Origin of the sequence: Arthrobacter sp. UYP6, from assembly GCF_040547315.1 — a bacterium.
Taxonomy (GTDB): Bacteria; Actinomycetota; Actinomycetes; order Actinomycetales; family Micrococcaceae; genus Arthrobacter_B.
Genome location: NZ_JBEPPM010000030.1, coordinates 1 through 15,575, shown reverse-complemented (window position 1 = coordinate 15,575; position 15,575 = coordinate 1). Strand labels below are relative to the sequence as shown.

Here is a 15,575-nt window from a genome sequence, read left to right as displayed (position 1 = left end):
ATTTGCTGCCCCTACAGTTCTAAGGAGTTGACAGGGAGCCGTTTCCAGCCCGCTGCAGGTCAGGCTGTGCAGCCCGAAGTCATCCACTCAAATCGTGTAAAAGGAGCAAAGTACCGATGTTCAAAACTGCGGACGAAGTCCTCAAGTTCATCGCTGACGAAGATGTGAAGTTCGTCGACATCCGATTCACCGACCTCCCCGGAGTGCAGCAGCACTTCAACGTGCCGGCAAAATCTGTTGACGCCGACTTCTTCATCAACGGGCAGCTCTTCGACGGTTCTTCCATCCGCGGATTCCAGGGCATCGCCGAATCCGACATGCAGCTGATCCCGGACGTCACCACCGCGTTCCTGGATCCGTTCCGTATCGAGAAGACCCTGGCCCTGAACTTCTCCATCGTCAACCCGCGCACCGGCGAGCCGTACCACCGCGATCCGCGCGGCGTGGCCGAGCGCGCCGAGGCCTACCTCGCCTCCACCGGCATTGCCGACACTGCGTACTTTGCTTCCGAAGCCGAGTTCTTTGTCTTCGACAACGTCCAGTACGAGTCTTCCCCCCAGGGCAGCTTCTACAAGGTTGACTCCATTGAGGCTCCCTGGAACAGCGGCCGCGAAGAAGAGGGCGGCAACCTTGGCAACAAGACGCCGTTCAAGGGCGGCTACTTCCCGGTAGCCCCGGTGGACAAGCAGGCAGACCTGCGCGACGCCATCTGCGTCGAGCTGGACAACGCCGGCCTTGAGGTTGAGCGCGCCCACCACGAGGTTGGCGGCGCCGGCCAGGCCGAGATCAACTACAAGTTCACTACCCTGACGCACGCTGCGGATGATCTGCTGAAGTTCAAGTACATCGTCAAGAACGTCTCCGATGCCTGGGGCAAGTCGGCAACATTCATGCCCAAGCCCATCTTTGGTGACAACGGCTCGGGCATGCACTGCCACCAGTCGCTCTGGAACGGCTCCGCTCCCCTCTTCTACGACGAGAAGGGCTACGCCGGCCTGTCCGACGTTGCACGCTGGTACATCGGCGGCCTGCTCAAGCATGCTTCCGCGGTCCTGGCCTTCACCAACCCGACGGTCAACTCCTACCGCCGCCTGGTCAAGGGCTTCGAAGCTCCGGTGAACATGGTGTACTCGCAAGGCAACCGCTCCGCCGGTATCCGCATCCCGATCACCGGGTCCAACCCGAAGGCCAAGCGCATCGAATTCCGTGCGCCGGATGCTTCTTCCAACCCGTACCTGGCCTTCGCTGCCCAGCTGATGGCCGGCCTGGACGGCATCAAGAACCGCATCGAGCCCGCTGATCCGATCGACAAGGACCTCTACGAGCTTCCGCCCGAAGAGGCCCGCGGCATCCAGCTGGCACCGGGCTCCCTGGAAGAGGCACTGGACGCCTTGGAGAACGACAATGAGTTCCTCCAGGCCGGCGGTGTGTTCACCCAGGACCTGATTGACACCTGGATCGAGTACAAGCGCGAATACGAAATCAAGCCGCTGCTGCTGCGCCCGAACCCCTACGAGTTTGAGCTCTACTACGGCTGCTAGGCCCTAGTATCCGCAGCGGTTCGACCGCAGACGAGCCCGCACATCCCCGCCGATCACCGGCCGGATGTGCGGGCTCTTCTTTTGCCGCACCAACTCCCCCGCGAGATGGCACTATGTGCTCTTCTCAGCGCTCAGACGTGCACCTTGTGCCATCTCGGGGTTAGGTGATCTTGCTGCGGAATTTGGTGATCCCCAGGGCGTAGCTCAGGACCAGGACCGTCAGGAGCCAGGCGAGGGCAACCCAGATCCCGGAGCCGACGGGCTGCTGCGCAAACAGGGCCCGGATGGTGTCCACCACTGAGGTGACCGGCTGATTCTCCGCAAACCACGCGACCGGCGCCGGCATTGTGCTGGTGGGAACAAAGGCCGAACTGATAAACGGCAGGAAAATCAGTGGGTAGCTGAACGCGCTGGCGCCGTCAATGGTCTTTGCGCAAAGCCCGGCGAGCACGGCAATCCAGGTGAGCGCCAGCGTGAACAGGACCAGAATTCCGCCCACCGTGAGCCAGGCGGCTACGGAGGCGCCGGTCCGGAAGCCCATAAGCAGGGCAACACCAACAACGACGGCGATGGAGACAAGGTTCGCGGCCAGGGACGTCAGCACATGGGCCCAGAGCACGCTGGATCTCGCGATCGGCATGGAGGTGAATCGTTCGAAGATGCCGCTGCGGAGGTCAAGGAAAAGCCGGTAGGCGGTGTAGGCGACGCCTGAGGCGATGGTGATCAGCAGGATGCCGGGCAGCATGTAGCTGAGATAGGACTCATCGGATCCGGTGTTGATGGCTCCCCCGAAGACGTAAACGAACAGCACCATCAGCGCGATCGGAGTGAGAACGGTGGTGACGATCGTGTCCGGGCTGCGCAGAATATGACGCAGTGACCGTCCGGTCAGCGCCCGGGTGTTGGCTAGTGCCTGTGTGCTCATGGCAGTTCCTCTCCGCCAGGCATGTTGCCGCCGGGGCGGAGCCCCTTCCCGGCCCCTCCGCTGCTGCCGGCGATGAGCGCCAGGAACACGTCTTCGAGGGTGGGCTGCTTCTCGATGTATTCGACCCTCACCGGCGGGAGCAGCGCCCTCAGCTCAGCGAGGGTGCCGTTTTGGATGATCACGCCCTGATGCAGGATAGCAATGCGGTCGGCCAGTTGTTCAGCCTCGTCAAGGTATTGCGTGGTCAGCAGTACGGTAATGCCGCCGCCGGCGAGCGTCCTGATGGTTTCCCACACTTCGATCCGTGCCTGGGGGTCCAGACCGGTGGTCGGCTCGTCCAGGAAGACAACCGGCGGGTTGTCGATCAGGCTCATGGCGATGTCCAGCCGCCGGCGCATTCCACCCGAGTAGGCGGAGGCCTTTCGCTTGCCTGCTTCAGTGAGGGAAAACCGGGTGAGGAGGCGGTCAGCGGTCCCCTTCGGGTCCTTTTGCCGGCGCAGCCTGGCGATCAGAATGAGGTTCTCCCGGCCGGTGAGCACGTCGTCGATCGCCGCAAACTGGCCGGTGAGGCTGATGGACGTGCGCACCTGGGCGGCTTGGGTGCCAACGTCGAAGCCGCAAACCGCAGCACTGCCGGCGTCGGCTTTCAACGTTGTTGCCAGGATCCGCACCAGAGTCGTCTTGCCCGCACCGTTGGATCCGAGCAGCGCGACAACGCTCCCCGCAGCCACCTCCAGGTCAATGCCCTGCAGAACCCGCAGGTCCTTGAAGGACTTCTCAAGCCCGCGAACCCGGATGGCGGGGGCTGAGGCTGGGTTTGCTGTCATGGTCCGATGCTCCAATCGAGGCGTCTACACTTGGTCGACGGCCTCGCTGATGGCGTCGTTCAGGCGCCGGCGTTCCTTGTTGATCCATTGGCCGTCCGTGTAGTTCTGGAGGAAGGCCTCGGCAAACTCCACCGGGTCTTCTCCGACTACTGCGCGGATGGGAGTTGCGTCCACGGCTGCCCGTTCAATCAGATCCGCTAGGTCTTCGAGCATCTGCATGAGGACATCCCCCTTGACGATCGAGCCGGCATACATCAGGTACCGCTCCAGTGCGTCAATTGCCGTGCGATAGGCGGGAGGCAGCTGGTCCTTGCGGGCTTTGTACTGCCGCCAGCGCTTTTTGTCTTCGAATGAGCCGGTCACCTGCTCGATCCATTTGGCGGCCATGGTTACGTCCCTTCTTCCTGTGCTCGGTCAGCCTCTCGGCGGAGCTGTTCAAGGCGGTCTGCCAGAAACCCCCAGGATCCCCAAAAATCCTCGAGATACTCCCGGCCCGGAGTATTCAGTGAGTAGACCTTGCGGGGCGGTCCCTTTTCTGACGGGACCTTCTCCACGTCGACGAGGCCGCGCCGTTCGATCCGAACCAGCAGGGCATAAACGGTGCCCTCAACGATGTCCGCGAATCCCTGCTCCCGCAGCCGGGCCGTAATCTCGTAGCCGTACGCCGGGCGCACGGCCAAGAGTGCCAGGACGATGCCTTCCAAGGTGCCTTTGAGCATCTCGGTCATCTGTTTACCCACGGACTGCCCCTGTAGTTGTTTTTCCTGGTACTTTGGTGCTGCTAGTACTTGGTGTTGCTAGCTACCAGTACATAGTAACACCGAATAGTGACGACACAAGAGGTCCCCGGACAGGGAAGACAGCCACCACATGATGAACAACGCCAAAGACGCCGGTGTTGGGCAGTCAGCCGATCAGGGGCGATGAGTAGTAGTGGCGGTTAGTAGTAGTAGTAGGGGCTGGAGAAGACCGCAATGGTTACCAAAAGCGACAACAGCGAGAAAACAATGCCCAGAACCAGGCCGATAATGCCGAACACCTTGTACCTGGGCGCACGGCCCATTTGCCTGGCAAGCCCAATGCCGGAGAAGACAATAGCGGCAAGGCAGATGGCCGTGCCGAAGACCGGAATGAAGAAGAGAAAGAAGCCTACAAGCCCGAGGACGAACCCGGTGAGGGCAAGGGGATTGGATCGCAGCGCCGGCGGCTGGTAACCGGGAAAGGAGTGATACCCGGGGTAGGGCGGATAGGCGGACGGTGAGCCCGGATAGCCCTGCCGGTAGCTGTCGCCCGGCGTTTGGTAACCGGAATAGCCCTGCTGATACGCCTGTTGACCGGGATAGTCGGTCGATGCGGGTTGGGACAGTGGTGCGGGCTGGGACAGCGGCGCGTGGCCCTGGGCAGGGGCATCAAGCCCGGGCCGGCCCTGGGCATGGTCCGCGTCCGGCTCTGTGGCCGATGGCGGCATACTGCCGGCCAGCGGCATCGTATAGGTGGTCCACTCCCGGCCGTCCCACCATTTTTGCTGGTCGGGATTGACCGGATCTTGATACCAGCCGGGCAACGGCGTACTCATGGGTGTCTCCAGAGAGGGAAGGCAACGGGCGCTGCGCGCACTTGCGGACGGTTCCTAGACCAACCGTAACCGATCGCGCGCACGCCCGCATAACACCGTGCACACCGGCTGCCGCAGGTCAGGGCTCAAGTTGGGAGCTGACCGAGGTGTCGGCCTGCGAGTGGTTCAGCATGCTGATTTCTACTGCTGATACCCCTCCGGCCACGAGGGCGCAGCCAACGGCAATGGCAGTCAGTTGTGCAGTTACGGATGAGTTTGTCCTGCGGCGGGTCTTTTCGACGTGCTTCAGCATGGATGGAGCTCCAATCAATTGGTGGTGGCATTCCTTGGTAGCTGCTTTCCGGCCGGCATGAAAGCGCACGGCTGCGGCGTCATTGCGCCGGGCGGGGAATGCGGATCCTGCTCCTGCCGGGAAGGCAGTGCGGCTGCTGCAGTGCAGTCTTTGACACGCAGCGTGAACGCTGCGGTGCAGGGCGGCGTCTGTTCGGCATTAAACCGATGCGCCGCAACTCCTGCTCCCTTTAAGAATAGAAGCCGCCGGCCTCATCCTCAACGTGGGTTTCCTCACGGTACAACAGGTATGAAACGACGACGGCGGCCGTCCCCGTGAAGGGAACAGCCGCCGTTGTGGTGGTGAAGCGTTAGAGTACCTTGGCCAGGAAGTCCTGCAGCCGCGGCTGGGTGGGGTTCGAGAAGAGGGTCTCGGGGACGCCCTCCTCCACAATGTGGCCGTCAGCCATGAAGATCACACGGTCCGCCACTTCGCGGGCAAAGCCCATTTCATGGGTGACCACCACCATGGTCATTCCGGCCTTGGCCAGGTCGCGGATAACCTGCAGGACCTCGCCAACCATTTCCGGGTCAAGGGCGGAGGTCGCTTCGTCGAAGAGCATGATGTCCGGCGCCATGGCCAGCGCACGGGCAATCGCCACGCGCTGCTTCTGGCCGCCCGAGAGCTGCGCGGGACGGGCGTCAGCCTTATCCGCCAGACCCACCTGCTCCAGGAGGCGCAGGGCGTTGGCCTTTACCTCGGACTTGGAACCCTTTTTCAGCTCCAGCGGCGCCAGCATGACGTTCTGGAGCACGCTCATGTGCGGAAAGAGGTTGAAGTGCTGGAACACCATGCCGATGTTCTGCCGGACCTTGTTCAGGTCAACCTTGGGATCAGTCAGGCTGAAGCCGTTGACCTCCACCTCCCCGGCCGTGATGTCCTCGAGCTTGTTCAGGCAGCGCAGGAACGTGGACTTGCCCGAACCTGACGGGCCAATGACACAAACCACCTCGCCTTCGGCTACGGAGACGTCAAGGCCCTTGAGAACTTCGTTGGAGCCGTAGGACTTACGCAGGCCGCGCGTTTCGATCTTGCTCACTTGTTAAACCTCTTATCCAGAACATCCGCCAGCTTGGTCAGCAGCGTGATGACGATGAAGTACAGGGCGCCCACGATCAGCAGCACCTCCGCGGTGCGGAAGTTCACAGCGTAGATCTGCTGGGCCTGGTAGGTAAGTTCGGCAAAGCCGATCACGGCCAGCAGCGACGTGTCCTTCAAGGTAATGACGAATTGGTTGATGAAGGAGGGTGTCATGATCTTCACGGCCTGCGGAATGATGACCTTCTGCATGGTCTTTCCGTAGCCCAGGCCCAGGCTGCGGGCAGCCTCCATCTGGCCCGGATCCACAGACTGGATTCCGCCGCGGACAATTTCGGTCATGTAGGCGCCGGCGTTCAGCGAGAGCGTCAGCACGCCCGCGGTGAGCACGTCCACCGGCTGGCCAATGAGCTGCGGCAGGCCGAAGTAGAAGAAGAATGCCTGCACCAGCACCGGGGTGCCGCGGAAGATGCTCACATATGTAGTGGCAATGCCGCGCAGCACCACATTATGGCTGACCTTGAAGAACCCGAAGAGCACGCCGAGCACCAGGGCAAAGATCAGGGACATGGCGGTGGCGAGCAGCGTCAGGCCCATGCCCTTGGCGAAGGCCGGGGCGTTCTCGGTCAGCAGCGACCAGAAGCTGGAATCCGTGGCGCCGGCCTCCAGGTAGCGGTCCATGACCTCGTCGTACTCTCCGCTGTCCTTCAGCTCGGCCAGGCCTGAGTTGAAGGCGGCCAGCAGTTCGGGATTGGTTCCCTTGTTGACGGCGAAGCCGTAAGAGGAACCAACCTCCTTCTCCGTGACGGTCTTCAGACCGTTGCCGGATTTGATGCCGTACGCCAGCACCGGGTAGTCATCAAAGACCGCTACGGATCCGCCGGACTTGACGTCGTCGTACATCTGCGCGGACTGCGCAAACGCCACCACACTGAAGCCGTATTGGTCCTTGATCGACTCAGCGAAGGCCTGGCCCTCAGTGCCGGTCTTGACCGCTACGCGCTTCCCGGCGAGATCGTCGTAACCGGTGATGTCGCCGTCGTTCTCCGCGACGGCCATCTGGATGCCGGATTCGAAGTATGGGTCGGAGAAGTCGAAGGTCTTCTGACGTTCCTCCGTGATGGACATGCCGGCGATGACGCCGTCCACCTGGTTGGACTGCAGCGCCTGCAGCGCGGCATCAAAGCCGAGGGAGCGGATGTCAACGCTGAAGCCCTCCTCCTCGGCAATGGAATTGAGCAGGTCCATGTCGATGCCCACAAGCTCGCCGTCCTGGCGGAACTCGAAGGGAGCAAAGGTGGTGTCGGTGCCGACGGAGAAACTCTCGCCCTCAGCGATCTTAGGCGATTCTGCGGCGAATGCCCCGGTTGCGGGGACGCCAAGGAGCAGTGCGATGGCCGCGGTCGCCGCTATGAACCGGGCGGCGAGCTTAGCCGGGCCTCGACGGGCCCGTTTGCCAGTTTGCAAGGTGAAAACGTCTCCTAGATGTTCCGGAACGGCACAAAAATGCCGATAATGCCTCATAGAGCCTACCGAGCGTGAGGCTCAGGAACTAACCGAGAGGGCCGGGGCAGGGATCAGCGCAGGATCAACCTGGCATCGGCAACGGGGTCAGTGGGTGTGGTAACCGTAGAACCAGCGCTCGAAAACAGCCCTTGATCGGCGCGTTATCCGCAGATAATCCTCTTCCAAAACGCCGCCCTGACCGGCACCGTAACCGCACCAGCGGGCCACGGCCTCCAGCTCCTGACGTGAGGAAGGCAACACATCCGGGTTCCTTCCGCCACGGATGACATTGGCGCTGCGGATGCGGCTGGCCAACAGCCAGGCCTCGCGCAGGATGGCGGCGTCCGCCTCCGGAATCAGCTCCGCCGACGCAAGGGCATCCAGTGCCGGGAGCGTGGACGTGGTGCGGAGTTCCGGGTAGGCGCCGGCATGTTCGAGCTGGAGCAGCTGCACCAGCCATTCAACGTCGCTGAGCGCGCCGCGTCCGAGCTTGAGCTGCCGGGAAGGGTCTGCGCCGCGGGGCAGGCGCTCGTTCTCCACCCGTGCCTTGATCCGACGGATCTCCAGGATGTCCTGCTCGCTGACCCCGGCGGAATAGCGGATGGGATTGATCAGGTCAATGAAATCGGCGGCCAGGTCATCGCTTCCGGCCATGGGACGGGCACGAAGCAGCGCCTGCGCCTCCCAGATCAACGACCAGCGGCTGTAGTACTCGCGGTAGGAGCCAAGGCTGCGGACCAGCGGGCCGTTGCGTCCTTCCGGGCGTAGGCCGGCGTCCAGCACCAGCACTCTTTCGGCCAGGATTGCCGGGGTGCAGGGCTGCTGCAACAGGGCGGAAAGCTGACCCACAATGCGTTCGGCCTGGGACTGGGCGGCGCCGGGATCCGCGCCGGGCAGGGCACGGTGGACATAGAGGACGTCGGCGTCGGAACCGTAGCCGATCTCCCGCCCGCCCTGCCGTCCCATGGCCACCACCAGCATCTCGGTGAGCCGTTCTTCGCCGCTGAAAACCTCCCCCTCAGCGACGTGCAGTGCACCCAGGACCGCTGCCCGGTCCGTGTCGGCCAGCGCCAGCCCCACTTGCTCCTGTGAGAGCAGCCCGGCACTGTCCGCCAGGGCGATCCGCAGCATTTCCCGTCGGCGGATGAGCCGGATCAGGCGCATGGCCTCGCGCGGATTGGGATGGCGGGACATCTTGGACCGGATTTCCTGCCACTGGGCGTCAAAGGTCATCGGCACCAGGTCTTTGTCCGTATCCAGCCAGGCGGTGGCCTCCGGAGAGACCTCCAACAGGTCGGTGATGAACCGGCTCGAGGACAGAATAGAGCACAGCCGCTCCCCCGCCGCCGAGGAGTCCCGGAGCATGCCCAGATACCAGTGCGTCTCCCCCAGCGACTCGCTGAGCCGCCGGAAGCCCAGCAGACCGGCGTCTGGATCCACGCCGTTCGCCAGCCAACCCAGCAGCACCGGCAAAAGCTGGCGCTGCAGGGCGGCCCGACGGCTGATTCCGGTGGTCAGTGCCTCGATGTGCCGCATCGCACCCTTCGGATCCGCATATCCCAGCGCAGCCAGCCGGGCCTGCGCGGCCGCCGGCGAGAGCTTGACCTCGTCCACGCTGAGGTTGGATGCGGTGTTCAGCAGCGGCCGGTAGAAAATACTCTCGTGCAGCCGGCGGACCAGCCGCTTGGTCCGCTGCCAGGTGTCGGTGAGCCGTTCGGCGGTGGGGCGGCCTACGGCAAGGGAGCCGACGGAGGCCTTGGCAAGTGCCCGCAGGGCCGGTTCGGTGTCCGGCATCAGGTGTGTGCGGCGCATGTGTACCAGCTGGATGCGGTGCTCCAGGACGCGCAGGTAACGGTAAGCCGCGTCCAGGTCCACTGCATCGGTGCGGCCAATGTAGCCGCCCTCGCTCAGGGCGGCGATGGCCGCCGTCGTGCCGCGGACCCGCAGCGATTCATCGGTGCGTCCGTGCACCAGCTGCAGGAGCTGGACGGTGAATTCGACGTCGCGCAGTCCTCCGCTGCCCAGCTTCAGCTGCCGCGCCGCCTCGTGGGCGGGGATGTTGTCAGTGACCCGACGGCGCATCGCCTGTACCGACTCCACGAAACCCTCGCGTTCGGTGCTGGACCAGATCAGCGGGGCCACTGCCTCCTCGTAACGGCGGCCAAGGTCCGGATCCCCGGCTGCGGCGCGGGCCTTGAGCAGGGCCTGGAACTCCCAGGTGTGCGCCCAGCGCGAGTAGTAGCTCAGATGTGAGTCCAGGGTACGCACCAGGGGCCCGTCCTTGCCCTCGGGCCGCAGGTTGGTGTCCACTTCCCACAGCGCGGGTTCCGGGGCGGACGCGTTGATCGCGCGGGAGATCCCCGCGGCCAGCGCAGTACCGATCCGGGACGCGAGCGTCTCATCGAGTCCCGCTGCCTCCATCACATAGATGACGTCGACGTCGGAAATATAGTTCAGCTCCCGTGCTCCGCACTTACCCATGGCAATCACGGCCAGCCGCACCCGGGAAATGTCCTCCGCCGGGTAACTGGCAGCCAGTTCCGCGCGGGAGACCGCCAGCGCGGCGTCCAGGGCGGCACCGGCCAGATCTGCGAGCTCACGGCCGACGGCGGGCAGCACGTCGGTGGGCGAGGCTGCGCCGAGGTCCCGCACGGCCAGGTCCAGCAGGTGCCGGCGGTAGCGGGCCCGAAGCGCCACATAGGCCTCGGTGCCGGTCAGTCCGGCCACCGGAGCGTCTCCGGTGCCGGCCTTGACGGATTCCAGCAGCGAGGCACGGAGGATGTCCCCGGGAACCTCCGCCGGCTCTGCCCGCAGCGGAGACCGCAGGCTGTCCGCAGCCTCCGGGTGGCGCATCAGAAATTCGGCCAGCGCCTCCGAGGAGCCGAGCAGCCTGAACAGAGCTTCGCTTTCCTCTTCGCCTCCCTGAACCAGCTCCCGCAGCGAGGGAACGCGGTCCAGCAGCCGGACGAGCGACTGCAGGGCCAAATCTGGATCAGCAGCCTGCAGGAAGCCGGTGAACAGCGCCGCTTCCCCCAGTCCCTCCAGCTCGGGGGCCTGCAGGAAGCGGCTGCTCTTCTCCAGATCGGTGAAGCCTGCTGCAATTAGCCGGCGGGTGAGACTCATCGGAGGTCCTCCATATTGCTCATGACCGGCATGTCAGGAAAAGCCCTAAAGAATGCCCAGGTTTTTTCGCAGTTCAAACTGGGTGACGTGCTGGCGGTACTCATTCCACTCGGCACGTTTGTTGCGCAGGAAGTTCTCAAAGACCTGCTCACCCAGGATGTCCGCCACCAGTTCGGACTCCTCCATGGCGCGGACGGCGTCATGCAGGGATGCCGGCAGCGGGTCCAGACCCATTGCCCGGCGTTCGGCTACCGAGAGGCTCTCGATGTCGTCCTCGGCGCCGGCGGGAAGCTCGTACCCCTCTTCGATACCCTTCAGGCCCGCGCCCAGCAGGACGGCGTAGGAGAGGTAGGGGTTGGCTGCGGAGTCGATGCCGCGGTATTCGATGCGTGCCGACTGGCCCTTGCCCGGCTTGTACAGCGGCACGCGGACCAGTGCGGAGCGGTTGTTGTGTCCCCAGGAGACATAGCTGGGGGCCTCACCGCCGCCCCAGAGGCGCTTGTAGGAGTTCACGAACTGGTTGGTGACCGCAGTGAATTCCGGAGCGTGGCGCAGGATGCCGGCGATGAACTGCCGGGCGGTCTTCGAGAGCTGGTACTGGGCACCGGCTTCGAAGAAGGCGTTGGTATCCCCCTCGAACAGGGACAGGTGCGTGTGCATACCCGAACCGGGGTGCTCGGAGAAGGGCTTGGGCATGAACGTGGCATAACAGTTGGTAGTCAAAGCCACTTCCTTGACCACGGTCCGGAACGTCATGATGTTGTCCGCGGTCTGCAGCGCATCCGCGTACCGCAGGTCGATCTCGTTCTGGCCGGGGCCGGCCTCGTGGTGGCTGAACTCCACCGAAATCCCCACTGCTTCGAGCATGGACACCGCGGTGCGGCGGAAGTCCTGGGCGACACCGCCGGGAACATGGTCAAAGTAGCCGGCACGGTCCACGGGGACGGGTTCGCCGTCGGGGCCCAGCTCATCGGATTTCAGCAGGTAGAACTCAATCTCCGGGTGCGTGTAGCAGGTGAAGCCCATGTCTGCGGCTTTGGCCAGCTGGCGCTTGAGGACGTTGCGCGGATCCGCGGCGGAAGGCTGGCCGTCGGGGGTGAGCACGTCGCAGAACATGCGGGAGGTCTGCTCGGAATCGCCGCGCCAGGGCAGGATCTGGAAGGTGGAGGGGTCCGGCTGGGCCAGCATGTCGGATTCAAAAACCCGGGCCAGGCCCTCAATGGAGGAACCGTCAAAGCCCAGGCCTTCCTCAAACGCGCCTTCCACCTCGGCCGGCGCCAGTGCCACGGACTTCAGCGTGCCCACCACATCGGTAAACCACAACCGCACAAACCGGACGTCTCGCTCTTCAATGGTGCGCAAAACGAATTCCTGCTGGCGGTTCATCCCTACCCTCTTTCGTCAGACGGTGGGACGGCCCGGATCCTCCGGCGCCGCCCCAGTGTTACAAGCCTGAGTTCACTCTACCCATCCCGGCGCCGTTTGCCGCCGTCGGGCCCGGCGGCCGGCCCTGCGTTACGGCGCATGCCGGCAGGTTGCGGGAGGAGGTCCGCAGCCGGGAGTGTTTTTAGTACGCTCAGGACATGACCGACGCCGAACAGCCCGCCCCGTACGCCGCCGCATCCGCCGGGTCCGCAGTTCCGCAGAAACCAGCGGGACCGCGCCGTATCCGCATCCCGCACCTGCAGCAGATCAAGGACGCCGGCGAGCATTTCGCAATGCTGACGGCCTATGACCAGTACACGGCCGCCATCTTCGATGAGGCGGGTATTGAAGTGCTGCTGGTGGGCGATTCGGCGGCCAATAATGTCATGGGCCACGCCACCACGCTGCCCATCACGCTGGATGAAATGCTCGTGTTTGCGCGGTCCGTGTCGGCCGGAGCCAGTCGCGCCCTAGTGGTGTGCGACCTGCCCTTCGGGTCCTACGAGGTCTCCCCCGCCCAGGCCGTGGAGTCCTCGATCCGACTGTTGAAGGAAGGCCTGGTGCACGCCGTGAAGATGGAGGGCGGAGCGCATTACGCACCTCATGTCCGTGCCCTGGCGGCGGCAGGGATACCGGTGATGGCCCATGTGGGCTTCACCCCGCAGAGTGAGCACGCCTTGGGCGGCTACCGGGTGCAGGGCCGCGGTGACGCCCGGCAGGCAGTGCTCGACGACGCCGTTACCCTGGCCGAGGCGGGTGCATTCTGCGTCCTGATGGAAATGGTCCCGGCGGATGTCGCCGCCGAGGTTGATGCCGCCGTGGGCGTTCCCACCATCGGCATCGGCGCCGGAAACGCCACCACCGGGCAGGTGCTCGTGTGGCAGGACATGGCCGGCCTGCGCGGCGGGAAACAGCCACGGTTCGTCAAGGCATTCGCAGACGTCCGCTCTGTGCTGGCCACGGCGGCCCGAAGCTACGCCGATGAAGTCCGCAGCGGCACCTTTCCCGGGCCGGAACACAGCTTTTAGCGCCGGCCCCGGGAAACTCCTCCGACGGCGTTACCGGCACATCTACCAGTTGCGGTTTTCTTCGTCCTCTTTGTCCCAGGCTTCGTTGCGCTGCTGCACCTTCAACAGGGCGGACTCGGCCTCCTCCCGGGACTTGTAGGGACCCAACAGTTTGGTCCAGTCGGATTGGGGGCCCTTTTCGACCTCGTGCGTGACGACGTTGAACCAGTACTCGGTCATGCGTGAATCTCCTTAGACAGTGTGGCTCTGATCAAACCAACGGAACGGCCCCAAAAAACGTTTCCGAAGCCCCGGCGGGGGCATCCGAGTGCCACGGCACAGGCCGTGCGGCGATAAGATCGATGGTATGCCCCACACTCTTGCCACTGCACCCCTTGGCCGTCTTACCCCGGGAACCGTAAGCCCGCGGCTGAAAGTCCCCGCATCAATTCCGCGTCCGGAATACGTGGATAAGGACGCTCCGGCCCAGTTCACCGGATCCGAGGTCAAGACCCCGGAAACCATCGAGAAAATCCGGGCAGCCTCCAAGATTGCCGCCCAGGCCATCGTGGAGGTCGGCAAGCACATTGCTCCCGGCGTCACCACCGATGAGCTGGACCGCATTGGCCACGAGTTCCTGTTGGACCACCATGCCTATCCTTCGACCCTGGGTTACCGCGGCTTCCCCAAGTCCCTGTGCTCCTCGGTCAACGAGGTCATCTGCCACGGCATCCCGGACACCACGGTGCTCCAGGACGGCGACATCATCAACATTGACATCACCGCCTACCTCAACGGCGTACACGGTGACACCAACTTCACGTTCCTCGTGGGCGACGTGGACGAAGAGTCCCGCCTGCTCGTGGAGCGCACGCGGGAGTCCCTGCGCCGTGCCATCAAGGCAGTGATGCCGGGACGTGAAATCAACGTGATCGGCCGTATCATCGAGTCCTACGCCAAGCGTTTTGGCTACGGAGTAGTCCGCGACTTTACCGGCCACGGCGTGGGGGAAGCTTTCCACACCGGGCTGATCATTCCGCACTATGACGCCGCGCCGGCCTACAGCCGTCTCATCGAGCCGGGAATGGTGTTTACCATTGAGCCTATGCTCACACTCGGCACCATTGAGTGGGACATGTGGGATGACAATTGGACAGTCCTCACCAAGGACCGTAAACGCACCGCCCAGTTTGAGCACACGCTGCTCGTGACGGACACCGGCGCCGAAGTTCTGACCCTTCCCTAGCAGCGTCCACGACACGAGACAGACCTACACCTGGAGAACCATGGCGAAGAAGCACAAGAGCAAGCACGGCGACGGTAATGCTGTCATCGGCATCGATATTGGCGGCACCGGCATCAAGGGCGGCATTGTCGACCTGTCCAAGGGCAAGCTCATCGGTGACCGGTTCCGCATCCCCACCCCGCAGCCGGCAACCCCCGAAGCGGTGGCCGGCGTCGTCGGGCAGATCGTTGCCGAGCTCTCCGCCCGGCCGGAGGGGCCCGACCCGGAAGTTCCCATTGGCGTTACCTTCCCGGCCATCATCTCCCACGGCGTGGCCCGCTCCGCCGCCAACGTGGACAAGAGCTGGGTGGACACGGATGTTGATGCGCTGCTCACTAAGGCGCTGAACCGCGAGGTCCAGGTCATGAATGATGCCGACGCCGCCGGGCTGGCAGAGGCGCGCTACGGCGCCGGGCGCGGCGTCGAAGGCACCGTCCTTGTCATCACTCTGGGCACCGGCATTGGCTCGGCCCTGATTTCCAACGGCCAGCTGGTGCCTAACGCTGAGCTGGGCCACCTGGAGATCGACGGCGTGGACGCGGAAACGCGCGCGTCAGCCACGGCACGCGAACGGGATGACATCAGCTGGGAAGAATACGCGCAGCGCCTGCAGCGGTACTTCTCCCACGTCGAGTTCCTGTTCTCCCCGGACCTCTTCGTTATCGGCGGCGGCATTTCCAAGCGCAGCGAGGACTTCCTGCCCCTGCTGAACCTGCGCACCCCGCTGGTCACCGCCAACCTCAAGAACAACGCCGGTATTGTGGGCGCTGCCCTCCAGGCTGCCATGCACTTCAACTACATCAAGTAGACAGACACCTCTTTTACCCAAAGAAGTTTTAGACATACAGAGGCTTTAGACACACAGAAGCGGGGGGGGGGGGGGGGGGCGGCGCGGGGGGGGGGGGGGGGGGGGGGCCCAAAAAAAAAAACGCCCGCCGCCGCCCCCCCCCCGCCCCGACGCGGGCCGCCCGGGGGCGCGCGGCCTAGCGCC

15 protein-coding genes are annotated in these 15,575 nt (G+C 64.0%); 4 read left to right on the top strand and 11 right to left on the bottom strand.

All coding sequences use genetic code 11. The annotated features are described in order from the left end of the window. The first annotated feature begins 116 nt into the window (after positions 1-116). Positions 117-1,541: a type I glutamate--ammonia ligase gene (gene glnA, locus ABIB35_RS18165; protein WP_354183141.1), complete on the top strand. Its 1,425-nt coding sequence runs from the start codon at positions 117-119 to the stop codon at positions 1,539-1,541. A 160-nt stretch (positions 1,542-1,701) separates the two neighbouring features. Here glnA (ABIB35_RS18165) and ABIB35_RS18160 read toward each other — a convergent pair whose 3' ends face one another. From ABIB35_RS18160 to glnA (ABIB35_RS18115), 10 genes are all read right to left on the bottom strand, one after another. Further along, positions 1,702-2,466: an ABC transporter permease gene (locus ABIB35_RS18160; protein WP_354183140.1), complete on the bottom strand. Its 765-nt coding sequence runs from the start codon at positions 2,464-2,466 to the stop codon at positions 1,702-1,704. After that, a complete protein-coding gene (locus ABIB35_RS18155; protein ID WP_354183139.1) occupies positions 2,463-3,293 on the bottom strand; it encodes an ABC transporter ATP-binding protein in 831 nt (276 codons plus the stop codon). The genes ABIB35_RS18160 and ABIB35_RS18155 overlap by 4 nt, the downstream gene beginning before the upstream one ends. Before the next feature lie 24 nt (positions 3,294-3,317). After that, a complete protein-coding gene (locus tag ABIB35_RS18150; protein ID WP_354183138.1) occupies positions 3,318-3,680 on the bottom strand; it encodes a DUF1048 domain-containing protein in 363 nt (120 codons plus the stop codon). Positions 3,681-3,682: 2 nt separating this feature from the next. Further along, positions 3,683-4,033 (bottom strand): PadR family transcriptional regulator, encoded by a 351-nt coding sequence (locus tag ABIB35_RS18145; protein WP_354183137.1) that lies wholly within the window; start codon positions 4,031-4,033, stop codon positions 3,683-3,685. A 200-nt stretch (positions 4,034-4,233) separates the two neighbouring features. Beyond that, positions 4,234-4,869 (bottom strand): DUF2510 domain-containing protein, encoded by a 636-nt coding sequence (locus ABIB35_RS18140; RefSeq protein WP_354183136.1) that lies wholly within the window; start codon positions 4,867-4,869, stop codon positions 4,234-4,236. Between the two features lie 118 nt (positions 4,870-4,987). Next, positions 4,988-5,161 carry a hypothetical protein gene (locus tag ABIB35_RS18135; protein WP_354183135.1) on the bottom strand — a complete coding sequence of 58 codons (174 nt, stop codon included), beginning with the start codon at positions 5,159-5,161 and terminating at the stop codon, positions 4,988-4,990. Between the two features lie 349 nt (positions 5,162-5,510). Beyond that, complete coding sequence (locus ABIB35_RS18130; RefSeq protein ID WP_354183134.1) at positions 5,511-6,239, bottom strand: amino acid ABC transporter ATP-binding protein; 729 nt, start codon at positions 6,237-6,239, stop codon at positions 5,511-5,513. Then, entirely contained in the window at positions 6,236-7,705 is a 1,470-nt protein-coding gene (locus ABIB35_RS18125; RefSeq protein ID WP_354183133.1) for an amino acid ABC transporter substrate-binding protein/permease, read from the bottom strand. The genes ABIB35_RS18130 and ABIB35_RS18125 overlap by 4 nt, the downstream gene beginning before the upstream one ends. Positions 7,706-7,849: 144 nt before the next feature. Continuing rightward, complete coding sequence (locus tag ABIB35_RS18120; RefSeq protein WP_354183132.1) at positions 7,850-10,867, bottom strand: bifunctional [glutamine synthetase] adenylyltransferase/[glutamine synthetase]-adenylyl-L-tyrosine phosphorylase; 3,018 nt, start codon at positions 10,865-10,867, stop codon at positions 7,850-7,852. 45 nt (positions 10,868-10,912) lie between these two features. Further along, the gene (gene glnA / locus ABIB35_RS18115) at positions 10,913-12,253 is read right to left on the bottom strand and encodes a type I glutamate--ammonia ligase (RefSeq protein WP_354183131.1); all 1,341 of its coding nucleotides are present in this window, start codon (positions 12,251-12,253) and stop codon (positions 10,913-10,915) included. Positions 12,254-12,450: 197 nt separating this feature from the next. Between glnA (ABIB35_RS18115) and panB the strand changes: the two genes are divergently transcribed. Beyond that, complete coding sequence (gene panB / locus ABIB35_RS18110; RefSeq protein ID WP_354183130.1) at positions 12,451-13,320, top strand: 3-methyl-2-oxobutanoate hydroxymethyltransferase; 870 nt, start codon at positions 12,451-12,453, stop codon at positions 13,318-13,320. 42 nt (positions 13,321-13,362) lie between these two features. Here panB and ABIB35_RS18105 read toward each other — a convergent pair whose 3' ends face one another. Then, complete coding sequence (locus tag ABIB35_RS18105; protein ID WP_354183129.1) at positions 13,363-13,539, bottom strand: SPOR domain-containing protein; 177 nt, start codon at positions 13,537-13,539, stop codon at positions 13,363-13,365. Between the two features lie 127 nt (positions 13,540-13,666). Here ABIB35_RS18105 and map point away from each other — a divergent pair, with 127 nt between their 5' ends. Together map and ppgK are read left to right on the top strand one after the other, a co-directional pair. Next, entirely contained in the window at positions 13,667-14,545 is an 879-nt protein-coding gene (gene map / locus ABIB35_RS18100) for a type I methionyl aminopeptidase (RefSeq protein ID WP_354183128.1), read from the top strand. Positions 14,546-14,585: 40 nt separating this feature from the next. Then, positions 14,586-15,392, top strand: coding sequence for a polyphosphate--glucose phosphotransferase (gene ppgK, locus ABIB35_RS18095; RefSeq protein WP_354183127.1), 807 nt, complete (start codon positions 14,586-14,588; stop codon positions 15,390-15,392). Positions 15,393-15,575 lie beyond the last annotated feature (183 nt).